The following is a 22,108-nucleotide window of genomic DNA, read 5'->3' as shown; positions in this document are numbered from 1 at the left end:
CTATCGGTTTTACATGGCAAAACCGTGCTTGTGCATACGGTAAAGCAGGGTATCACGGGAAATGCCCAGCAGTTTTGCGGACTGGCTGCGATTGCCTTTAGTACGGTTTAGCGCTTGATAGATTAAATTAGCCTCTAAGGTATCCAGCTTTAAGCCGGTTTCAGGTAAAGTGAAGTCGGTTGCAATAGGCGCATTGCTGCTGATTTTGTTGTTAAATTCAGGCGGTAGATTTTCTGCTTCGATAACTCTGCCAGCTAATAAAATACTCAGTCTTTCGCATAAATTACGCAATTCACGGATATTGCCCGGCCATGAGTAGGCTTTTAGCGTTTTTAAAGCGGGCTTGCTGAATTTGGGCGCCGTCAGCGTATAGGTATCTTCGAACAAGACCATGAAATGTTTGATCAGCGACTCAATATCTTCAGTGCGCTGAGCCAATGGTGGCAGCTCTAAAGGCACAACATTCAAACGGAAAAACAAATCCGATCGAAACTCACCGGCTTTAATTTGTTTATCGAGGTCGGCGTTGGTTGCCGAAATGACGCGGACATCGACTTTGTAAGGCTTGATATCACCAACGGCAAGGCATTCGCCTGATTCAAGACAGCGTAATAATTTTGCCTGAATCGATAGCGGCAAGGAATTGATTTCATCGAGAAACAGGGTGCCGCCATCGGCTGCCTGAAACAGGCCTTGTTTGTCGGCGCTGGCCCCGGTAAACGAACCTTTTTTATGGCCGAACAACTCGGATTCGATCAGGCTTTCGGGTAATGCAGCACAATTTAAGCTAATAAAGGCTTTATTGGCGCGAGCACTGGCCTGTTGTATCGCGGTGGCAAGCACTTCCTTGCCGGTGCCGGTTTCACCTTTAAGCAACACGGTAACGTCGGTAGCGGCAACGATTCTGGCACTACGAATTAAGGAATCGATTGCAGGAGATTGACCGATGATCGCGCTAAAATGATTCATAAAACCCTCTTAATGTAATGCCGAATGTGATGTAATCGCCATGGGGTTAAGCCAGGGCAGGGCCGCCAGTAAAGCGAGTGCAATCATGAACAGGCCGATAGCCTGTTTGAAGTGCTGCATTCTGGACAGCCTTGTTAATATGCCGGTCATTATACCGACTCCCATGACGGCAGGTAAAGTGCCCAGTCCGAAAAACAACATGGTCAACGCGCTTTGTCTGATGTCGCCTGCAGTTGCGGCGAGCGCCAAAGCCGAATAGACCAAACCGCATGGCAGCCATCCCCACACCATGCCGAAAAGATAAGCCTGAGTGTAATTTTTTACCGGGATCAGTTTACGGCCGAAAGGTTCAATCATTTTCCAAAAACGCAGGCCGATTTTTTCAATATAGGCAAAGCGCGGGAACCACCCGGCTATATAGAGTCCTGCTCCGCTCATAACGGCAGCGGACAGCAATTGCAGCAGTCGGTGTCCGCTGATGTCGCCCATCGGCATCGTGATTAACGCTTGAATAATGCCGGCCAATGCCCCGGCTATGGTGTAACTGGTGATGCGACCAATGTTGTAATTAAACACAAAGGGAAGTAACCGATTTTTATTGTTCCGTATTTCGGGGCTAAGGCTTAAGGTTAATGTTCCGATAATCGAGCCGCACATGCCGATGCAATGCATGCTGCTGAACAGTCCCATGGTAAATGCGACCAGATGTGAGGTGGTAAATGCGAGACCAAATTCCATGATTTGAATTTATTGAACCGATTGAAACTGCGCAAGAATTTGGCCTTGAATTTTTTCAGCCATGGCTTTACGGTTTTCAGCATCGCGTATAGGTCTGCCGACGACGATATAATCAGCACCATTCTGGAAGGCCATTTCTACACTGACTACGCGCTTTTGATCGTCTTCTTCGCGGTTATCGACCGGTCTGATACCCGGAGTGATGACTAACAGCTTATGATCCAGTTCCTTTCTCAGCATAGAGACTTCAAGCCCGGATGACACTATGCCGTCGCAGCCGATTTGCAGGGCGCGTTTGGCACGGGATAAAACCAGTTCACGGACATCGCATTTAAAGCCTAAATCGTCAAGATCGCCACGATCCAGGCTGGTTAACGCAGTGACGGCCAGTACTTTGAGATCGCCTTTTTCCTTGGCAGCGGCTTCCATGATCGCGTCGTTGCCGTGAATGGTGGCAAGATCGACGCCTTTGCTGCTCAAGGCTTTAATGGCACGGCCCACGGTGGCGGGTACATCAAAAAACTTCAGGTCGACAAAGATTTTTTTATCGTGTTGTTTTAGCCATTCAATGAAGCCGAAATAATCGCCCGACATAAACAGTTCCATGCCGACTTTGTAAAAGACCACCGAATCGCCGAGTTCTTCGACCAACGCCTGTGCTTCGGGAATGCTGGAGACATCCAGCGCCATGATGAGTCGTTCGCGGACGGGGATGGGTTTGGTTGAGATAAATGACTGGGGCATATTTAAGGTGAAAGGTGAAAGGTGAAAGGAAAGTTTATTCAGTTGCCAGGCCTTGTTCGTCCCAAGCTTGTATTCCGCCATCCATACTATAAACCTTGGAAAATCCGGCTGAATTTAATGTCAGTTGCGCTTTTGCGGAACGTAAGCCGCTTTGGCATTGGGTGATTACTGGACGGTTTTTGTAAGGTTCAAGTTCTGCCAGTCGTTCATTGAGTTGACCTAGCGGAATATGAATAGCACCGGGAATATGATGCGCATTCCATTCGTCATCTTCACGCACATCGACGATCACGGCTTTGTCTTCGCCCTGCATTGCTGACGCTGCTTTAGGTGAGACAGTATCCGTCTCCGCTAAAGCAAAAGGACCGGTTATTAATAAAAGAACACCGAGTTGGCAATACTTGGAAAATAGACGCATGTAAACGCTCCCAGAAGATTTAAGTCGCTATATATTACCGGAACTTGTTTTAACGGTGAATGTTAAAATGCACTATTGTCACAATAGTGCTCGATGATGAACTTAATATTGATACAAATGACCTTGATAATGGCGTGCGGCTCAGGGTGGCGATTTGCAAAACCGGCAGGCTTGTCCGCAGAGCACACGCGGCAGGTTTTGACTACAGTGGTTTATTATATGCTGCTGCCGGCCATGGTTCTGGAGGTTTTGTGGTCTGCTGACATCGGTTTGCACTCGTTCCAGTATACCTTGCTGGGCGTGGGTAGTATTGCTTTAGCCATGCTCTGCATCTGGATGATTGGCGTACTATTCAAGTTTGAAGACCGGCGCATGGGTGCAATGATATTGGCTGCGGCATTTCCCAATGTGACTTATCTGGGCTTGCCGGTTTTAGAGCAAACCTTTGGCAGTTGGGCTAGATCGGTGGTCATACAAATGGACCTGTTTGCTACCACGCCGTTATTGTTTACCGTCGGTGCGCTTGTCGCGCGACACTACGGCGAAGAGACAGCGGAAAAATCCAGGCCGGTCTGGCTGTTTTTTAATGCGCCGCCATTCTGGGCGGCGGCGCTTGCGGTTATGCTAAATATGAACGGCGTTGTCGCTCCGGCTTGGCTTTTAGGCGTGTTACAAAAATTATCCGCCGCAGTGGTGCCGTTGATGCTGTTTTCTTTGGGACTGGCATTAAGTTGGAAGGCAGTAACCGTCCGAAATATCCCTTATATCATTCCGGTTATGGTCATTAAAATGGCGTTGATGCCGTTGTTTGCGATGGTTTTGGTCGGGTATTTGCCTATAACCGGCGAATACCGTGCGGCGGCGGTGCTTGATCTGTCCATGCCGAGCATGCTGCTGGGCATCGTTTTTTGCGACCGCTACCGGCTGGATAGTTCGCTGTATGCGATGGCGGTAACGGTGACGACGGTAATCAGTTTGATAGCACTGCCGTTCTGGCATGGGGTGCTGATGAACGGCGGGCGGTTTTTGTAGGGGCAAAACATGCCCCGTCCTGTTATTAGGCGGAACCGTTGCCCGGCTTCATTCAAGAGCATGCCCCATCTGGGACGGAGCAACTCCTTTAAGCCATGCGCTGATTGCCGGTTCCTCGGCTAGTCCCTGCTGATCGATAAAGGTAAACGGCACTGAAACCAGCGCCATGCCTTTGTTGATCTGAACCGCAAAATGCAAATGCGGGCCGGTGGAAAAGCCGGTATTGCCCGAATAACCAATCAATTGTCCGGCTGCCACCGCCAAGCCCGGATAAACCTGGGCTTTTTCCAGTTCCAGGTGGGCATAAACAGCCATAGAACCATCATCGTGCAAAATTCTGATGTTGTTGGCTTCGGAGCCGTAGGCCTTATTGGTGCCGCCCTTAAAAAAGTCATCCTCGACTTCCAGGACAACGCCCGATCTGGCCGCATGAATCGGCGTGCCAATCGGCATCACAATATCTACGGCGAATTGGTTTTGTTCGTCGGTATGGCTGAAACTGCCGCCGAAAGCCTGAGAAATCTGGAACGAGGTGTTGGGCGCTATCGGCGGCAAATAGGGTGCCGTGGAACGGTAATGCGCTAAAGGACTGCCGATAATGTAGCGGTATTTAACGGCAAGTTTCGATGATTCACGCGCATTGATGGCATTTATCTGAAAAAGCGTGTCCGATTTTCCCGGTTCAATAACAAACAGCCTGGGCAAGTCAGGCGTAGCCCGGACATTGTCCCGCTCGGAAAAATCGATTTCGACTTCAACAGGGCCTGCATAATCATTGCGGATAGAGTATTGGGGGCGTCGTTCTTCGCCCGACTGCAATAGCCGAACTAATTGTTTGGGCGCAACTTTAAGCTGTCTGACTTCAAGTCCTTTTTGCTCTGCTTTCGGCGGCTTGTCGGTAAAGTGAAATATGCCCTGTTTATCCTGGAACTTATAGAGTTTTTGAGCGACGGCATTAACTGAACACAGTGACAATAGTATGAAAATTAACAGTGATATTTTCATTGCAAAAAACCTGCCGAGCTTCAGTTTTCAGGTCGGCTGGGGAACAAAGGGTCAACGATAAAAACCGGAATAAACAGCGCAATCATCACTGCAATCGCAACAAAAGCGGGATTAATCATACCAGCCAGCCAATAAGCTACCAGGCTTCCCCAGACCATACGCATCGGTCTTGGCATTTTAACAATTTTCAAACTATGCTCCTTAGGGTAAATAGCCTAGTTGGGGTGATAGGGACACGTTTTCGGCTGATCCTATATATTTTGGTATTATGACAGTTAATTTCAATGGGCGTCCACTGACAAAAGACGCCCATAAACCGATTTAAACGTAAACATGCAGCATTCGAACAGTAAATATTGGGATTTTTGCGCTCCCATTGCCGGACTTTTACTCACCCTATCTTTTGCCCCTTTTGATTATTCCTATTTAGCGTTGGCAGCATTGGTTTTTTTGTTTGCGGCTTGGCAGAACGGTTCGGCTAAACGGGCGGCCTTGCGCGGCTATTTATTCGGCTTGGGCGCATTCGGTTCGGGCGTGTCCTGGGTCTATATCAGCATGCATGATTTTGGCGGAGCCGGTGTGCTGGGTTCGAGTGTGCTGACCGGCCTTTTCGTTGCTTTTTGGGCCTTATTTCCGGCTTTGGCCGGTTATCTTTCGGCAAAAACGAACGGACAAAGCCGGATCATGCTGGTGCCGGTTATCTGGATACTGGTTGAATATCTGCGGGGCTATTGGCTGCTGAACGGCTTTCCCTGGTTGCAGATTGCTTACTCCCAATTGGAGACGCCTCTGGCCGGATACATACCGGTAATGGGTGTTTACGGTACCGGCTTTATCTTGGCGTTAACGGCTTCGGTTGTCGTGGAGATTGTTCGGGGAGTTGCAGCGTATTGTAGTGACGACTTCAGTCGCCTTGGGCGCCTTGCGTCGCACCTGCAGTTAATCATGATGCTGGTAATCCTATGGAGCGCGGGCGGCTTGTTGCGCCATCAAACCTGGACGCATGAAATCGGCCAACCCATTCGCGTGTCGATGATTCAAGGCAATATAGCGCAGGATCAAAAGTGGCGGCCTGAGAATAAAATCAATACGCTGTTGAAATATAAAAAGATGACCGAAGCCCATTGGGATTCCACTATCATTATCTGGCCCGAAACCGCCATTCCCGCTTATTTGGATCAGGTTAACGATGCGTTTTTAGTTCCCTTAGGTAACGACGCCAAATTGCACCATACCGATTTGATCATCAGCGTTCCCGTTCAGGAAGTCGCCCCGAAGAAAAGCTTCAATGCGGTAATCACCCTAGGCAGGGAACAAGGTATCTATCGTAAAACCCATTTATTGCCTTTTGGGGAATATTTGCCGCTACAACCTTTGTCGGGGTTTGTGCTGAACACGATCAATATAAGGCTGGGTGATTTTACCCCTGGAGCCAACAATCAGCCTTTGTTGAAAGCGGGCGGCTATCCGTTCATCACCTTGATCTGTTATGAAGATGCTTTTGGTGATTTGAGTATTCGCGGCTTACCGGATGCAGCTTTCCTGGTTAACGTAACTAATGACGGCTGGTTCGGCGATTCGATTGAGCCGCATCAGCATCTGCAAATGGCAAGTATGCGGGCGCTGGAAACCGGGCGCTTTTTATTGCGTTCGACCAATACCGGCGTGACTGCTATTGTTTCGCCAAAGGGCGAAATTATCAGTCAAGCACCTTTGTTTGAGGAAACCGCGCTGACCGGAACGATAATCCCGATGGGCGGCATGACGCCTTATGCCAGATGGGGCGATAAGCCGGTTATTGGGCTAATGGTTATTTTGTCGTTGGCTTTGCTGGGGTATGCCAGGTTTTTTAAATTAATAGAGTAGTGTTGTCTTTGGTGTACCGGGGTTTGCAAACCCCGTCTGGCTTGGGAGCAGCTATACCCACATGATCATAGCAGGTAATGTGATAGCAAAAATGGGCCGTGGCAGCTTGAGTTTGTTCCGTTCGGCTAGTCTGCATTCGAGATATATTCGACTTTGACTTCAGCCGTGCCTCTGATACCCAATTTTTTGGCGGCACCATGAGACAAATCAATCAGCCGATTTTTTCTGAACGGGCCGCGATCATTCACCACGACATCAATGGAACGGCCGTTATGCAGGTTGGTTACCCGTACCTTGCTCGGTAACGGCAGGGTCTTATGGGCGGCCGTGATCCCTTGGGGTCTGAAACGGGTTCCCATCGCGGTTTTATTGCCGGATTCGGAACCGTACCATGAAGCCATGCCCCGTTCGCTGTAACCGGCTGCTGACGCCATTGGATAGTAGGTTTTTCCGTGAACTTTATAAGGCCGGTTATAGGCCTTAGTCGCATGACGATAAACGTGCGGTCCTATAGACGACGATAAGGGCGGTTCAGACGCGCAACCGCCTAATAAGCCGGTTAACAGCACCATCAGCCCTAATAATCCGGAACCGAAATAATGGCGACTGCGATCAAAATAAGACTCCAGCGGAGTGTTCATGGTAATGATTACTTCCTCAAATCTTTAACAACCCGCACTACTTCCTGATCATCGGCGATACTTTCGATGCTGAAACCCAGCTTAGTTACCAGCGACAACATCGGCTTGTTAACAGCCAGCACTTCACCTTCAAAGAATGACATGCCTTTGGCTTTGGCGGTTTGCAACAAGGTTTTCATCAGCTTGGTGCCAATACCCAAATGCTGGCAGTCGTCGGCAACGACCAGCGCAAATTCTACCGAATGTCCGTCCGGATTAACCATGTAGCGGCCCACACCCAATTCGTTCGGCATGCTTTTATCGTCGGTTACCGCAACAAAAGCCATTTCCCGGTCATAATCGATTTGGGTGAAGCGCACCACCATTTCCGGGGTCAATTCCTGCAAGGATTGCATGAAGCGGAAATATTTCGTGCGTTCGGATAAGCGATGGACAAAATCTTTTTCCATGCCTGCATCTTCAGGGCGAATCGGCCTGATGCTAATATTGACGCCGTTAGTCAATAGGTGATGCTGGATTAACTCATGCGGATAAGGATGAATCGCCATATGCGAATACGGGCTTAACTGATGCGACGTTTCCGCTTTAATACGGGCATCAACCGCCATTACGCCGTGTTCATCGACGATCAGCGGATTAATATCCAGCTCTAAAATCTCCGGCAATTCACTGACCATCGTCGATATATTCAGCAATGCATCCACCAACGCTTTCTTATTGGCGGGCGGCAATTGACGGAACGCATCCAGATATTTGGCTGCCTTGGTTTTGGCAATCATTTGCTCAACCATATAAGCATTCAGCGGCGGCAGGGCGACCGCATTATCCTGCAAGATTTCCACCATGGTTCCGCCAAGGCCAAAGCTAATCGCAGGGCCGAATACCGGATCCCTGACCACGCCTATCATCAGTTCGCGGCCGCTCGGCGATTTAAACATCGGCTCAACCGTCATGCCGACTTCGGTGATCTCGGGATATTTTTGTTTAATCTCGGCTTCCATTTCGAGGTAATTGTGGGAAATATCCTGAACGCTGTTGATGTTAAGCCGCACGCCGCCGATATCGGATTTATGGCTGAATTCAGCCATATTGACTTTTAACACCACCGGAAAGCGCAAGGTTTCAGCGGCAATCATCGCATCTTTGGCGCTGGAAACTTTGATAGTTTGGGTGACCGGGATATGGAATGCGGCCAGGATGGCCTTGGATTCCTGCGCGGTTAACACCTGTCGGCCTTCTGAAAGCACCCGTTCGATAATCAGGCGGGCGCCGGTAACATCGGGAGTCGCCAGTTCATCGGTAGGCGAGGGGATTTGTTTCAGCAGGATTTGATTCTGGGCATAGCTGGCCAGGAATCCAAACGCATCGACAGCGACTTCAGGCGTACTAAAGTGAGCTACCTTGCTGTTGTCAAAAAGATTACGGCCTTCCTGAACCCGTGCTCCGCCGGTCCATGAAGCCAGCACCGGTTTTTTGCTGGTTTTTGCGCCTTCGATAATGCATTCGGCGACCTGGGTCGGATCGGTCATCGCCTGGGGCGTCAGTATGACCAGGATGCCGTCGATATTTTTATCTTTAAGGCAGATTTCCAAGGCTTTTTGGTAACGCTCGGAAGTCGCGTCACCCAGAATATCGACCGGATTGGCATGCGACCAGTGTACCGGCAACACCTCGTCCAGCGCGGCGATGCTGGCAGGGCTGAGTTCCGCCATTTGGATGCCGACATCTTCGGCGCGATCGGTACTCATCACGCCGGGGCCGCCGGCATTGGTGATAATCGCCAGGCGGTCTTTTTTGACCACATAATTGTTGGCCAAAACGCGGGCCGCAGAAAACAATTCGTTAATATTGTAGGCTCTGACCACACCGGCTCTGGCAATCGCCGCATCGAATACATTGTCGCCGCCGACCATCGCCCCGGTATGCGACATAGCGGCCTTGCAGCCGGCTTCATGTCGGCCCGATTTAATCAGAATTACCGGTTTTAACCGTGCCGCAGCTTTTAGACCGCTTAAAAAACGACGGGCATCGCGTATGCCTTCAACGTACATCAAAATACCGGTGGTTTTGCCGTCTGTCGCCAAATAATCCAAAACTTCGCCGAAATCAATATCCGCCGCGCCGCCCATTGAAACCACCGTTGAAAAGCCGATGTCCTGGGATTTGGCCCAATCCAAAATCGCCGTACACACCGCGCCGGATTGGGACAATAGCGCCAGATTGCCGTCTTTAATGGTGCCGTCGCCGAACGTTGCATTAAGCTGCGCGCTGGGACGAGCAACGCCCAGACAGTTCGGGCCGATGATGCGGATATTGTAGCGACGGGCGATGTCCAGAACTTCCTGTTGCAGCCGTTTGCCTTCGGCACCGAGTTCGCCAAAACCGGCGCTGATAATGATCGCCGAGGTAACGCCTTTTTCGCCGCACTGACGTACTACGCTTGGCACACTAAGTGCCGGTGTCGCAATCACCACCAGATCGAGATCCTCGGGAACGGCATTGAGATCAGGATAAGCTTTTAAACCTAATAAGGTTTCGCGTTTGTGGTTGACCGGATAAAGTCCGCCTTTGAAACCCGCTTCCTGCATGTTCAGCAATAACCGGTAGCCTACACTTTCCTCGCGCTCGGAAGCGCCAACGATAGCAACGGATTTGGGGGTGAAAAAACGGTTCAGATAATGAGGGCCCATCGGTGCTCCGGAAATAAGGTAATGAAAATGCGGTTTATAGTTAAAAATTCTAACATTGATGACCTATTGAGCTGATTAAATTTTAATGACGAGGTCATAAGCGGCGAGATAAATTGCTACACTAGCCTTTTCGACTTGACGGGAAATATTTTGAAACGATTGCTGACCCAGCGGAGTAGGGCTTGCCGCGCGCGCCTTCTGATCGGCGCACTTTTTAGCTTAATGACTTATCAACCGGTATTGGCCCATGCCGGAGTCGATCACAACAAAAGTTGTTTTATGACAGTAGGCGAAACCCGATTGCGAATCAGCGGTTACTCCTTTCAGCCGGAGCTGGAAGGCAAAGCTTCCGCTCCTGCTCACGCCCCTTACCTACGTCCTGTAGGCAAAGCTTCCGCTCCTGCTCACGCCCCTTACCTACGTCCTGTAGGCAAAGCTTCCGCTCCTGCTCACGCCCCTTACCTACGTCCTGTAGGCAAACACTTTTGCCACTTTTTTCCCTAACTTGGGCAAATCGTGTTGGCGGTGGAGCCAATGGCAGCAGAACAGGAAAAGACCTTAGTCGCACTGGAATTAGCGGCATTGACTTCGTGGTTAAATCCCGCCCAGGCATTTACCGTGATTAAGCGGCAGCCGGAACAGTCTATGAACTCTGGGCCGTCAATTTCGCAAACCATCCGGCAGCGCGGCATCTACAGGCTTAATATCACCTTACAAGCGGCTTCGGGTAATCCACAGCAACAGCACTTTGTGTTTCTGGTCGGTATTCCGGTGACTAAGATAATGGTAATGATTGCTATGGTTCTGGTTCTGGTGATTGGGGAGAAGGATTTTAACAAGCGGGTTTGATCATGGCATAACAGAATCTGCCTGGAAAAATCCGGGCAGAATCTGATTGGTACCGCGATGATTTTATTCTTTAACTGATGTTACGCACCCACCCTTCAAAAAGCGTATTATTTCGGGATGGAAAAAATAAAACTAGAATTATACACAGACTACCTGATCTGCAATAACGGGTTTGCGACGGCGACCGGATTGTCGGCAATGATGGAAGGGGATATAAGCCATGACCAGATGACGCGTTTTCTGGCATCGAAAGCATTTACCTCCAAAGACCTGTGGGGGCAAGTTAAAGCGACAGTACGCCAGATAGAACGGGAAGATGGTTGCTTGATATTTGACGATACCATTCAGGAGAAGGCCTGGACGGATGAGAACGAAATCATGTGCTGGCACTATGATCACTGCAAAGGGCGTTCGGTCAAAGGAATCAATTTGCTGAACGCCCTATACTATAGCGGGGAAGTTTCAATTCCCGTCGCCTTTGAAGTGGTGCGCAAGCCTTACCAGTTCAGTGATGTGAAGACCCGCAAGGTCAAGCGGGCCAGTGAGTTCACCAAAAATGAGCTGATGCGGGAGATGATAGCGACCAGTGTGGCGAATGCCATCAAGTTCCGCTATGTGTTGACAGACAGTTGGTTTGCCAGCAAGGAAAACTTTGAGTTCATCCTGAAAAAAGACAAGCACTTCATCAGCGCCCTAAAGGATAACCGCTTGGTGGCTTTAACAGAAGACGACAAGAAAGAAGGCCGTTTTGTACGGATCAGTCAGCTGGAATTGGCGGATCAGCAGGCGGTGCGCGGTTGGATGAAAGGTTTTCCTCATGAGGTGCTTTTCGTCCGTCGGGTCTTTACAAACAAAGACGGCAGCATCGGCCTATTGAATCTGGTATGCAGTGATTTAGCGTGCAATGGCGAACAAGCCGCCACGATCTACCAAAAACGGTGGAAAGTTGAGGAGTTCCACAAGTCATTAAAATCCAATGCGGGGTTGGCACAGTCACCAACCCGTACGGTCACTACCCAGAACAACCCTGTCTTCATGTCGATCTATGCGGTGTTCAAGCTGGAATGTCTGAAGATAAAACACAAGGCCAATCATTTTGCGCTAAGAACTAAGCTGTTTATCAAAGCGAACCAGATAGCTTATGAAGAGTTGCAAAAATTACTGGCTGCGTAACATCAGTCTTTAATTGAAAAATTTTCTGCGTACGCTTTTTTCCAGCTCCAATAAGAGAAATAAACCCAAGCCTATACCCAGAATTTCAAGACCATGGACAAAATCGATCGGCCGGGTATCAAAAAAGCGCTCCATGAACGGTGCATAAGTAAAAATAAGTTGCAGTGTTATCACAGTGCCTAGAGCATAAATAACCGCCATGGAGTTAAACATGCGCTTAAAACTTAATGTGGAAACCCTTAAATAACGGACACTTAACAAATAAAATATTTCCATGACGACCAGCGTGTTGACGGCGTAAGTACGAGCCTCTTCCAGACTGGAGCCTTGCCGTTGGCTCCAATAAAAAATACTAAATACGCCCAGCGCAAATAATCCCGATACCAGGGCGATACGCCAGACTAAAAAGCCCGAAAGAATTGGTTCTTTAGCTGGACGCGGCGGGCGCGTCATCAGGTCGGGTTCGGCCGGATCAAAGGCTAAGGCCATGGCTAAAGCAACCGAGCTGACCATGTTAACCCAGAGAATTTGTAACGGGGTAATCGGCAAGGTATAACCCAATAAAATAGCGACGATGATGCTCATGGATTCGCCGCCATTGACCGGCAATAAGAACACAATCGCTTTCTTAAGATTGGCATAAACGGTGCGCCCTTGCTCGATGGCATGGACAATGGTCGCAAAATTATCGTCGGTAATCACCATTTCCGATGCATCCTTGGCGGCTTCGGTGCCTTTGTGCCCCATCGCAATACCTACGTCGGCGCGGCGCAGCGCTGGCGCATCATTAACGCCATCGCCAGTCATCGCCACAATGGCACCGCCGGTTTGCAACAAGCTGACCAGGCGCAATTTATGCTCGGGACTGACCCGGGCAAAAACATCGACGTCTTGAACGCGCGCCAGCAATTCCTCATCGCTGAAGGTATCGATCATCTGACCGGTAATCGCTTCTCGACTGTTCTGTAAATTTAATTGGGCGGCGATGCTGCAAGCTGTCACCTGGTGATCGCCGGTAATCATTTTTACCCGAATACCGGCGGTAATGCATTCTTTGACAGCGGCAATGGCCTCGGTGCGCGGCGGATCGATTAAGCCGAACAGCCCTAAAAGAACCAGTCCTTGGTCAAGGTCATTAAAATCGAGTTCGGCCTGATGCGTCTGTGCCGGTTTGCAGGCGACGCCAAGCACTCGTTGCCCTTGCTTGGCCAGCGCTTCTATCGCAGTATTCCAGGTATCGCGCTGGATAGGCCGGTCGCCATCAGCTGCGCGTTCAAGCGAACACAGCTTTAGCAGGCGCTCAGGTGCGCCTTTCAGATAAATCATGGCGTCGCCCTGATGATTGCGATGCAGCGTCGCCATAAATTTATGTTCCGACTCAAAAGGAATGATGTCGACACGCGGCCATGCTGTTAATGCCTCTTCGGCGTGTAAATCGGCTTTAAGTCCGGCAATCAGTAACGCCGCCTCCATCGGATCGCCGTGTACTTTCCAGGTTTCGTGTTTTTGCTCAACGCTGGCGTCGTTACAATAGATTGCGGTTTGCAGCGATTGCAGTAGTACCGCATCGCTATCCGGGCTCAGTGCTTTTCCGTCGAATAGGAATTCGCCGACCGGTTCATAGCCGGTTCCGGTGACCTCCAATTGTCGATCGGCGGTCACCACCGAACGAACCGTCATTTCATTTCGGGTGAGTGTTCCGGTTTTATCGGAGCAAATAATGCTCACCGCTCCCAGTGTTTCAACCGCAGGCAATCGCCGGATAATGGCGTTACGGTGGGCCAGGCTTTGTACGCCTATGGCTAATGTCACCGTTAAAATCGCGGGCAGACCTTCGGGTATAGCAGCAACCGCAAGCCCGACCACGGTCATAAACATATCTATTGCGTTGCCGCCACGCACGATCATGCCGAACGCAAAAACCAAGCTGGATAACACAATAACAGCAGCAGTGATCCAACGGGCAAACACTGCCATTTGCAGGAGCAGCGGGGTCGTCAGGGTTTGTACATCGGCAACCATCCGACTGATATGGCCGATTTCGGTGTTGGCACCGGTAGCAATGACCACGCCTTTTGCTTGACCAGCGGTGACTAAAGTCCCTGAATAGGTCAGATTAATCCGGTCGCCAAGCACTGCGTCGATATCGACCGGATTGGTCTTTTTCTCGACCGGCACCGACTCGCCAGTCAAAGCAGCCTCTTGAACTTGAAGATTTTTAACGTTAATCAGGCGCATATCGGCAGGCACTTTATCGCCTGATTGCAGCATGACGATGTCGCCGGGAACCAGGTCTCCGGCAGCCAGGGTGGTTTTTTTGCCATTGCGCAGCACGATGGCATGGGAGGACAGCATTTGTCGGATCGCACGCAAGGCATCCTCGGCTTTACCTTCTTGCACATAGCCGATGACTGAGTTGACCAAGACCACCCCCAGAATAACTAGGGTGTCAGTCCAGTGGTCCAGCAAGGCGGTAATGGCAGCCGTGACGAGTAGCACATAAATTAACAGATTATGAAATTGGCTGATAAAGCGTAACAGAGCGCTGGGCGGTTTTTTTTCAGGTAAATGATTTGGCCCGTGCAGCGCAAGCTGTTGTTCAACGTCAGCGTCACTGAGACCCTGCTCGGCATCGACGTGCAACGCTTTCAGCGCCGCTTCAGCTGTCATGGTATGCCAGTCCGGGGTGTCGGTTATCGGTTCTGCCCCGGTTGTTGTCTGGGTATGGCGCTTTCGGCGCACTCGTGACAGCTGCCAAAGAGCGCTTAAGCCAAAAACGAATGAGAGCACCAGGGTCAGTGATAGGTCATCTAACGTGAGTGAGGCTAGGTAATGCCAAATTACTGAATCTTTCATAATGATGTCCTGTGTTTTATCAGGGTGCGTTTTGGGGTATGTTTAAAGTAATTGCTGAAAAATCATTCGTGGGACTAAGCTTGTTATGGCTATAAAAATCAACTTATTCAACTTTAAGTATGCCGGACAATTCGTGGTGAGGCAATTCGGTTTGCAGGGTTACATAAGTCATATTGCCGTCATTCCGGAAACCGGCTAGAACGCGGAGTCAATCCCTGTCAAGAAGCATAGGTATCTACATAACTTATTGGCTCTCCCGTGGCACTGCCATTAAGGTAGACTGAAAAGACAGTGATGACTGAACATTGTGGGCGCGAATTTATTCGCGCATTTGGCTGTCACTGCGCGAATAAATTCGCGCCCACCCTAATGCCAAGCTCTTAATCTAATGGCGGTAATGCCACCCGCGAGGGAACGAGGAAAAATTATGAAATGCGGACTGACTAACTTGAAGAGATGTTCAGAGTCATTGCCCCCCGATACCGCGCCAAATCCTCCGGCGTATCCAAATCCCACTGCTCACTCAGTTCATGATGACGTAGCTTATAGTAAGCGATACGGTTACGGGTTTGGTCGAGCACTCGCGCCGTTCCCCAGGGCATGTTGTCAAAGAGTTCCGGGTGGGGTCGGTTGAGTCCGATCAGCACATAACCGCCGTCTTCTGCGGGGGCTATGACGATTTCATTTTCCTGATTTAAGGCGGTTAACGCTTGTTCCAAATCCTGTCCGCTTAATGACGGGCAATCGCAGCCCATTAGCAAGGCGCGGGAATAGGTGGCAAGTGCCGAGCAAAAAGCGTGGTGCATGCGTTCGCCTAAATCGGCTCCCTGTTGTTGCTTTAGCACTAACGGATAGGCGGCTTTCGACGCCGTAAAAAAGTCATGGTCGGTTGTCGGTGCGCACCAGAGTTGTACGGGGCATAAGTTGTTTTGTATAGCCCGTTGCAGCGTTTTTGTGCTGAGTTCGATATGAAGTTCGGCAGCTTGTTCGGCGGTTAATTCCGGGATTAAACGGGTCTTGACCTGGCCGGGAATCGGGGCTTTGCAGAAAATCATCAGCACGGCATTGGGATATTGGTAAGTCATCGTTTCCGTAACGCCTTAAAAGGCAGCAGCAATAACTGCATGAAGCCTAATTCCTGTTGCTGGCGGAAAGGCTTTAAACCCATAGCCATGGTCGTTTGCGGCTGCCGGGGTTCGGCAACATAGGTTTTGCACAGCCTGTCCCAGCAGGAAATGGAAAAGCCGTAATTGCTGTCGGTTTCGGCCGGAATAGTCGAGTGATGGATGCGGTGCATGTCCGGCGTGATAACCAGCCAGCGCAGTTTTTTATCAATTGCCGGTGGAATGTTGATATTGCTGTGATTAAAGGTTGCAGCACCGTTAAGGATAATTTCAAAAGCGATGACCGCCCACGGGTCGGCGCCGATCAAAACAATACACAGCACCTTGTACAGCATGGAAATCATAATCTCCAGCGGGTGAAAGCGCACGGCGGTGGTGGCGTCGAATTCCAGATCGGTATGATGCACCTGATGTAAATGCCAAAGCAGCGGCCATTTGTGCGAAAGGATATGCTGGCAGTAAATGGCAAAATCAAGGAACAGCAAAGTCACGATAATCGACAGCCACTCGGGCGTTGGCAACTGGTTTAGCAGGCCGTAACCTTGGTCTGCGGCGGTAACCGCGCTCAGGTAGGCAATGCCGCCCAGGCTTAAGCGCATGATCGCGATGTTGAATGCGGCGAGCCCCAGGTTAACCGGCCAGCGTTGTTTGCGGCTGATATGCTTGATTCTTCTGGGACTGACATATTCCCAGGCAATCATGATGCAGAAAATACCGAGCGCTGCGCTTAAACGGATGATGGTTTCCAAAATTGTCTCCTTGTGTTAAAGAATCGTAGCTTCTTATTAGCGCAGCTAAATCCACAAAAAATCGATAGGCAGGCTTAAAAAATCATAACCACGAAGAGTACGAAAGACAGCTTTTTTTATGATCTTCGTGGTGAATAAAAGCGCCCAATTGTCTGTAGCTGAAGTTACAAAGAATCGCTGTAACTACTGAGCAGTTAGACGAATTCTACTACTAAAAAATGGTTTGTGATGGATAACTGATTTAAACTCAAGCCCCTTAAGTTTAATTAAACCAATAATGGATACAAACTATGGAATCATATCCTTCTGAACTCTTGCTGATTGCATTTGTTGCCATGCTGGCGGCGCTTCTTAGGGAGTTGCCTAGTATCGTTCGCATACCTGTCGTGGTTCTTGAAGTCGTTTTGGGCATGCTGATAGGGCCTCATATGTTCAACTTGGCCACTCCGGGCGGTATGATCGGTACATTGGGAGAGCTTGGTTTAGCTTTTTTGTTATTCATGGTCGGACTTGAGATCGATTTTGATAAAATTCGCGGCAAAGCCTTGTCATTGGCGGTAGGTGGTTGGTTTCTTTCGTTCTTATTGGCGATGCTTTGTATGTTCTTTTTCAATAGCATCGGACTCATCGAGACGCCGGTAATGTTGGCCGCAGTCGCCTTATCCACTACCGCTTTCGGTATACTGGCCCCCATTCTGCGTGACCGGGGAGAACTGAACACCGATTTCGGGAAGTATATGTTGGCAACAGCCGCTGTCGGTGAGTTTGTTCCTTTGATGTTAATTTCGCTTGTGGTGATCCCTGCTAAGGACACTTTTCTGCATACGCTGTTCATGGTGACTTTTATCATCTTTGCCCTAATCGTGGCCAATATTGCCCTACAAATGCGCTCATCCCCATTAATTGAAAAGCTGGCGCACACCATGCAGAGCAGTGGCCAGCTTCCGGTCAGAATTTGTCTCTTGTTGCAGGTTCTATTGGTCACGCTTGCCGCTACATTTGGCCTGAATATCGTGTTGGGGGCATTTGTTGCCGGCATGGTGGTCGGTCTTGCCATTAAAGGAAATGAGGGCGAATTGTTGCGGCATAAGCTGGATGCGATCGGTTATGGTTTTCTGATACCCATATTTTTTATCGTTGCAGGCATGAAATTTGAAGTCAGCGCCTTATGGTCTGCCCCTCTGGCTCCGGTACAAATAGCTCTTTTGTTGGCTTTGATGCTGTTGATTCGAGGCGTTCCGTTGCTGCTATACAAGAAGGAACTGACACCCGAAGAAAAACTGCCTTTCGCGTTTTATTCTGCTACAGGTCTGCCTCTGATTATTATCATCAGCGAAATCGGCGTTTCCTCCGGACTTATGCCACAGGACAGAGCCTCCATACTGGTGAGCGCGGGTATGATTTCGGTATTGTTATTTCCCATCCTGGCCGTAAAATTACGCGGAAAATTCACGCTGCCTTGGTGATCCAAGGTAACTTTGGGTTTGGGGCTTATTGTGGAAAAACGTAGGGTTTTTCTTTCCTATATCGCCTGGAAACAACGCCTCGTATTCTGGGTAGGCGCAATCATTGTCGGCTTGGTTATCGTTATGATGACCTCGCTCAGCGAATGGGCGACTCAAGCCTACCGCAGTCTTTCGCTACAATATCCCTGGTTTGATTTTGTCATGCCGCCTGTTGTCATGGGATTTACTTCAGTGCCGTTGTATCTTGCGCTGTGCGAGCCTTATAAGCCGAAATTAAAATAATAAAGGGTAGGGGCGACCGGCCGGTCGCCCCTTGTGCTGCGCTATGAGTTATGTCCTTTTCATTGCTAAAGTCGCCCCCACAACCACACAGCTGCCCACGCCTTTCTTTGGTGCTGTTCGACACTATTTTCTACCTTTAGCCCGGCTTGCCATCACCTGGTTTGATGCTGTAAAGCCGCCCGGATGCAACGCAAAATTCCATAACTGTATTGTCCCTCAAACTGCTCATAAACCGGTTTAAGTGCGTTCCTTTGATCCTCAGGCAAATCGAGCATAGCGGCCTCTATCCGCCTGATTTCCTGCTCGGGCAATTCAACCACATCGGCCAGCATCAACATCCCCTGTTCCAAAGACTCGGCCAGATGGCTGTAAATGGTTTCTTCTTTAAGCTCTCGTTGCTGGGCAATCTGCTTGACGCTGTATCCCAGCCGGAATAAGGCGACCGATTCGGCCATGGTATCCGACAGACCAATCGGCCCGTTGTTAAGGTTGGCGAATTCTTTGATCACCGCCAGAAATTCATCGGCGTAAAGTTCCAGTTTGCGTTCGCCGATACCGGACAGCAGGCTCATTTGCTGGCGGTTGGTCGGCTTCGCTTCCAGCATCGCCATCAAGGTGGCGTCATGAAAAATGACATAAGGCGGCACGTCCTGAGCCTCGGCGATCGCCTTGCGCTTGGCGCGCAAGGCATTCCACAACAGGGTATCGTCAGCTTTGCCGAACTGCCTGCTTTCTCTTTTGCTGCCCTTCACTTTTGTAGCTTTCAAGTCCTTGCGCAACATCAGCTGCTGTTCGCCGCGCAAAATGGGGCGGCAGGCTTCGGTCAGTTGCAACGCGCCAAAGCGGTCGAAATCGACCGCAACCAGACCCCGTGCGACCAGCTGCCTGAACACCGAATGCCATTGCTGTTGCTCAAGATCCGCGCCGATGCCGAAGGTCGACAAGCTATCATGACCGGCATTGACAATGCGCTCGGTGGCCTTGCCTAGTAACACATCGATTAAATAGGCGACGCCATAGCGTTGTTGGGTGCGGTGGATGCAGGACAGTGCTTTTTGTGCAGCCACCGTTCCGTCCCAGGTGTTGACCGGCTCCAGACAGGTGTCGCAGTTGCCGCAGGGCTGCTCCAGCAAATCGCCGAAATAGCCCAACAAGGCTTGGCGGCGACAGTGAACCTGCTCGCACAAAGCCAGCATCGCATCCAGTTTGTGGAATTCGACCCGTTTATGCGCCTCATCGGCATTGGAGTCCTGCAGCATTTTCCGTAGCGTAATCACGTCCTGCAAGCCGTAAGCCATCCAGGCGTTGGCGGGCAGGCCGTCACGCCCGGCGCGGCCGGTTTCCTGATAATAGGCCTCAACGCTTTTGGGCAAATCCAGATGCGCGACAAAGCGCACATTGGGCTTGTCGATACCCATGCCGAACGCGATGGTCGCCACAATGACCAAACCCTCGTCCATTAAAAACCGGTGCTGATGCTTGGAGCGCAAATCGGACGCCATGCCGGCATGATAGGGCAGGGCGTTGACGCCTTTGGTTCTGAGCCATTCGGCGGTGGCATCGACTTTTTTCCGCGACAGGCAATAGACAATCCCGGCATCACCGGCATGTTCGGCCCGAATAAAATCGATCAGCTGGTCGCGGGCATTTTGTTTTTGCACGATCCGGTAACGGATGTTGGGACGGTCGAAACCGCTGAGATAGAGCTGAGCTTGTTCCAGTCCCAGGCGTAATTTGATTTCTGCGCGGGTTTTGTCGTCGGCGGTTGCGGTCAGCGCGATGCGGGGAATGTCGGGAAAGCGCTCGTGCAGTAGCGAAAGCTGGAGATAATCCACCCGAAAATCATGCCCCCATTGGGAAACGCAATGCGCCTCATCAATCGCAAACAGCGCAATCTGGATGCGCTCGAACAATGCGCCGGTACGCGCCGAAGTCAACCGCTCCGGGGCGATATACAGCAAGTCCAGCTCGCCGTTAAGCAATTGCTGCTCGATGCTGCGGGATTGTTCCAGCGATAAGGTCGAGTTAAGAAACGCAGCTTTGACGCCCAATTGCAGCAAGGCGTTGACCTGATCCTGCATTAACGCGATCAATGGCGAAATGACTATGCCCACGCCGGGCCGGATGAGAGCAGGAATTTGGTAGCACAACGACTTGCCGCCGCCGGTCGGCATCAGCACCAACGCATCCTGCCCGGCTATGAGTCGTTCGATGACTTCCTGTTGTTGACCCCTGAATTTGTCATAGCCGAAAACGGCTTTGAGGACTTCGATTGGTTTGTTGTTCATAACATTTTTTGGATCGGTCTATATCTATCGTATATCAAAAAATCGGTATTTTTGTTCCCTTTCCTGCTGGATGCCTACACGGATGTGTAGGTAGTAGAGCAATGCAGGAGCAATTGCCGAGAGGGTTAGGGTGAGGAGATTTTAAAAAACCGACTAAAGATGTGCAAACACTATATGTCATTATGCCGCACAATATGTTTAGCGCCTACTGCCGCCTACGGGTTAAGGGGATTTATCCTTTAAAAGTAAGATTCGTAAGCGAGAGAATGAGTTGCTTAGGTAGAGAGCCTAGACTAGTAAAGCCGTGATGGCGATAGAAAGCTTCCGCATGTTCGTTCTTGGCATCAACTACAACGGCAAAAACCGCCATCTCGGAACGCAAAGTCCGCATAACGGCATCCCAGAGCAGCGCTCCACCCAACCGCTGCCCCTGAAAATCAGCATCAACGGCGAGTCGCCCCAATTTGGCAACGGGTACTGATGGATAGCGCGGAAGACGCTTTATAATGTCTTCCGGCATATCGGTTAAAGGAACACCGCCGGCCGCAAGGGTGTAGTAACCTGCAACGCGGTCTGTATCGGTTTCCAATGCCAGATAACAGGCCGTAGCTCGGCGGCGCACATCTTGTGTGACGCGCTCCAGTAAATAACGATCCAAGGCTTCCACGCCACAAGAAAACTTTTCCCTGTCGTGTTGAGCGTTTAAAACCTCAATACGAAACCGGCCTGTCACTGCGAACCGAATAACTGATCGTGGGCTTCTTTAGCGCGCACCAATGCAGGCGGAGGAGTGGATGGATTGAGCAGCAAGTCTACAAAGCGCCGTTGATCTTCAGCGGAAATGCGGATGATGCCGGTTTCTTCAATAGTACGATACGCAGCCTCCTGCGCGGCGGTCACGACAAAGTCGCTGACGCTACGACCTTGAAGCTCTGCGGCACGTTTGACGACGGCAAGCACATCCGGCGCAATGCGGGCTTCAATCCGGGATGTGCGTATGGGTTCTGTTGGCATGATGATTCCCTCGTTCTTTTTTGCAGTGTACGGAATACAGCCGGACAATGTCAAATATTATACAACGCCAAAATAGCTACAAAGTCCTTGTCATTCCAGCAAAATCGCAAATAAGATACAATGTCACCTACCCTAAAACGCATAGCTTTGGAATTGCCGAGTGAGTGCGTCAGCCAGAAAATCGAAGTGTCAAAACTTAAAATC

Annotated in this window: 21 protein-coding genes; 7 read left to right on the top strand and 14 right to left on the bottom strand. The window is 50.2% G+C overall.

Annotated features, from left to right (window positions below):
* Nucleotides 1–9: 9 nt before the first annotated feature.
* The 4 genes from ABXJ76_RS15710 to ABXJ76_RS15695 are packed head-to-tail and all read right to left on the bottom strand — an operon-like array spanning nucleotide 10 to nucleotide 2,869.
* Nucleotides 10–969 (bottom strand): sigma-54 interaction domain-containing protein, encoded by a 960-nt coding sequence (locus ABXJ76_RS15710; RefSeq protein ID WP_432741798.1) that lies wholly within the window; start codon nucleotides 967–969, stop codon nucleotides 10–12.
* A gap of 9 nt (nucleotides 970–978) precedes the next feature.
* Nucleotides 979–1,707 (bottom strand): sulfite exporter TauE/SafE family protein, encoded by a 729-nt coding sequence (locus tag ABXJ76_RS15705; RefSeq protein ID WP_432741796.1) that lies wholly within the window; start codon nucleotides 1,705–1,707, stop codon nucleotides 979–981.
* A 9-nt stretch (nucleotides 1,708–1,716) separates the two neighbouring features.
* A complete protein-coding gene (gene pyrF, locus ABXJ76_RS15700) occupies nucleotides 1,717–2,451 on the bottom strand; it encodes an orotidine-5'-phosphate decarboxylase (protein WP_432741794.1) in 735 nt (244 codons plus the stop codon).
* Between the two features lie 34 nt (nucleotides 2,452–2,485).
* Nucleotides 2,486–2,869 (bottom strand): rhodanese-like domain-containing protein, encoded by a 384-nt coding sequence (locus ABXJ76_RS15695; RefSeq protein WP_432741792.1) that lies wholly within the window; start codon nucleotides 2,867–2,869, stop codon nucleotides 2,486–2,488.
* Between the two features lie 117 nt (nucleotides 2,870–2,986).
* Here ABXJ76_RS15695 and ABXJ76_RS15690 point away from each other — a divergent pair, with 117 nt between their 5' ends.
* Complete coding sequence (locus ABXJ76_RS15690; RefSeq protein ID WP_432741791.1) at nucleotides 2,987–3,901, top strand: AEC family transporter; 915 nt, start codon at nucleotides 2,987–2,989, stop codon at nucleotides 3,899–3,901.
* Between the two features lie 48 nt (nucleotides 3,902–3,949).
* Here the strand turns inward: ABXJ76_RS15690 and ABXJ76_RS15685 are convergent, their stop codons facing one another.
* Both ABXJ76_RS15685 and ABXJ76_RS15680 read right to left on the bottom strand, forming a co-directional pair.
* Nucleotides 3,950–4,906, bottom strand: coding sequence for a peptidoglycan DD-metalloendopeptidase family protein (locus tag ABXJ76_RS15685; protein WP_432741789.1), 957 nt, complete (start codon nucleotides 4,904–4,906; stop codon nucleotides 3,950–3,952).
* A gap of 20 nt (nucleotides 4,907–4,926) precedes the next feature.
* Nucleotides 4,927–5,097 carry a hypothetical protein gene (locus ABXJ76_RS15680; protein ID WP_432741787.1) on the bottom strand — a complete coding sequence of 57 codons (171 nt, stop codon included), beginning with the start codon at nucleotides 5,095–5,097 and terminating at the stop codon, nucleotides 4,927–4,929.
* A gap of 142 nt (nucleotides 5,098–5,239) precedes the next feature.
* Here ABXJ76_RS15680 and lnt point away from each other — a divergent pair, with 142 nt between their 5' ends.
* The gene (lnt, locus tag ABXJ76_RS15675) at nucleotides 5,240–6,772 is read left to right on the top strand and encodes an apolipoprotein N-acyltransferase (protein ID WP_432741785.1); all 1,533 of its coding nucleotides are present in this window, start codon (nucleotides 5,240–5,242) and stop codon (nucleotides 6,770–6,772) included.
* 125 nt (nucleotides 6,773–6,897) lie between these two features.
* On the opposite strand, the gene ABXJ76_RS15670 is transcribed toward lnt, so the two are convergent.
* Both ABXJ76_RS15670 and ABXJ76_RS15665 read right to left on the bottom strand, forming a co-directional pair.
* On the bottom strand, nucleotides 6,898–7,413 hold the full coding sequence (locus tag ABXJ76_RS15670; RefSeq protein ID WP_432741783.1) for a septal ring lytic transglycosylase RlpA family protein: 516 nt from the start codon (nucleotides 7,411–7,413) through the stop codon (nucleotides 6,898–6,900).
* A gap of 8 nt (nucleotides 7,414–7,421) precedes the next feature.
* Nucleotides 7,422–10,103 carry a GNAT family N-acetyltransferase gene (locus tag ABXJ76_RS15665; RefSeq protein ID WP_432741781.1) on the bottom strand — a complete coding sequence of 894 codons (2,682 nt, stop codon included), beginning with the start codon at nucleotides 10,101–10,103 and terminating at the stop codon, nucleotides 7,422–7,424.
* 222 nt (nucleotides 10,104–10,325) lie between these two features.
* Here ABXJ76_RS15665 and ABXJ76_RS15660 point away from each other — a divergent pair, with 222 nt between their 5' ends.
* From ABXJ76_RS15660 to ABXJ76_RS15650, 3 genes are all read left to right on the top strand, one after another.
* Nucleotides 10,326–10,607, top strand: a complete 282-nt coding sequence (locus ABXJ76_RS15660; protein WP_432741779.1) for a hypothetical protein — start codon at nucleotides 10,326–10,328, stop codon at nucleotides 10,605–10,607.
* A 30-nt stretch (nucleotides 10,608–10,637) separates the two neighbouring features.
* The gene (locus tag ABXJ76_RS15655; protein ID WP_432741777.1) at nucleotides 10,638–10,952 is read left to right on the top strand and encodes a hypothetical protein; all 315 of its coding nucleotides are present in this window, start codon (nucleotides 10,638–10,640) and stop codon (nucleotides 10,950–10,952) included.
* A 117-nt stretch (nucleotides 10,953–11,069) separates the two neighbouring features.
* Nucleotides 11,070–12,125 (top strand): IS701 family transposase, encoded by a 1,056-nt coding sequence (locus ABXJ76_RS15650; RefSeq protein ID WP_432741775.1) that lies wholly within the window; start codon nucleotides 11,070–11,072, stop codon nucleotides 12,123–12,125.
* 9 nt (nucleotides 12,126–12,134) lie between these two features.
* Here ABXJ76_RS15650 and ABXJ76_RS15645 read toward each other — a convergent pair whose 3' ends face one another.
* The 3 genes from ABXJ76_RS15645 to ABXJ76_RS15635 form a co-directional block, all read right to left on the bottom strand.
* On the bottom strand, nucleotides 12,135–14,981 hold the full coding sequence (locus ABXJ76_RS15645; protein ID WP_432741773.1) for a cation-transporting P-type ATPase: 2,847 nt from the start codon (nucleotides 14,979–14,981) through the stop codon (nucleotides 12,135–12,137).
* Between the two features lie 443 nt (nucleotides 14,982–15,424).
* Nucleotides 15,425–16,066 carry a TIGR04282 family arsenosugar biosynthesis glycosyltransferase gene (locus ABXJ76_RS15640; RefSeq protein ID WP_432741772.1) on the bottom strand — a complete coding sequence of 214 codons (642 nt, stop codon included), beginning with the start codon at nucleotides 16,064–16,066 and terminating at the stop codon, nucleotides 15,425–15,427.
* Nucleotides 16,063–16,854: a sterol desaturase family protein gene (locus ABXJ76_RS15635; protein ID WP_432741770.1), complete on the bottom strand. Its 792-nt coding sequence runs from the start codon at nucleotides 16,852–16,854 to the stop codon at nucleotides 16,063–16,065. Before ABXJ76_RS15635 ends, ABXJ76_RS15640 begins: the two co-directional genes overlap by 4 nt.
* A gap of 290 nt (nucleotides 16,855–17,144) precedes the next feature.
* On the opposite strand from ABXJ76_RS15635, the gene ABXJ76_RS15630 reads away from it, so the two are divergent.
* Nucleotides 17,145–18,320: a cation:proton antiporter gene (locus ABXJ76_RS15630; protein ID WP_432741768.1), complete on the top strand. Its 1,176-nt coding sequence runs from the start codon at nucleotides 17,145–17,147 to the stop codon at nucleotides 18,318–18,320.
* 30 nt (nucleotides 18,321–18,350) lie between these two features.
* Entirely contained in the window at nucleotides 18,351–18,602 is a 252-nt protein-coding gene (locus tag ABXJ76_RS15625; RefSeq protein ID WP_432741766.1) for a hypothetical protein, read from the top strand.
* A gap of 152 nt (nucleotides 18,603–18,754) precedes the next feature.
* Here ABXJ76_RS15625 and recQ read toward each other — a convergent pair whose 3' ends face one another.
* From recQ to ABXJ76_RS15610, 3 genes are all read right to left on the bottom strand, one after another.
* On the bottom strand, nucleotides 18,755–20,890 hold the full coding sequence (gene recQ, locus ABXJ76_RS15620) for a DNA helicase RecQ (RefSeq protein ID WP_432741764.1): 2,136 nt from the start codon (nucleotides 20,888–20,890) through the stop codon (nucleotides 18,755–18,757).
* A gap of 232 nt (nucleotides 20,891–21,122) precedes the next feature.
* Nucleotides 21,123–21,623, bottom strand: coding sequence for a GNAT family N-acetyltransferase (locus ABXJ76_RS15615; protein ID WP_432741762.1), 501 nt, complete (start codon nucleotides 21,621–21,623; stop codon nucleotides 21,123–21,125).
* Entirely contained in the window at nucleotides 21,620–21,904 is a 285-nt protein-coding gene (locus ABXJ76_RS15610; RefSeq protein WP_432741760.1) for a DUF1778 domain-containing protein, read from the bottom strand. Before ABXJ76_RS15610 ends, ABXJ76_RS15615 begins: the two co-directional genes overlap by 4 nt.
* Nucleotides 21,905–22,108 lie beyond the last annotated feature (204 nt).

Source organism: Methylobacter arcticus (genome assembly GCF_050917435.1).
Taxonomy (GTDB): Bacteria; Pseudomonadota; Gammaproteobacteria; order Methylococcales; family Methylomonadaceae; genus Methylobacter_A; species Methylobacter_A titanis.
This window is presented reverse-complemented; position numbering and strand designations above follow the sequence as displayed.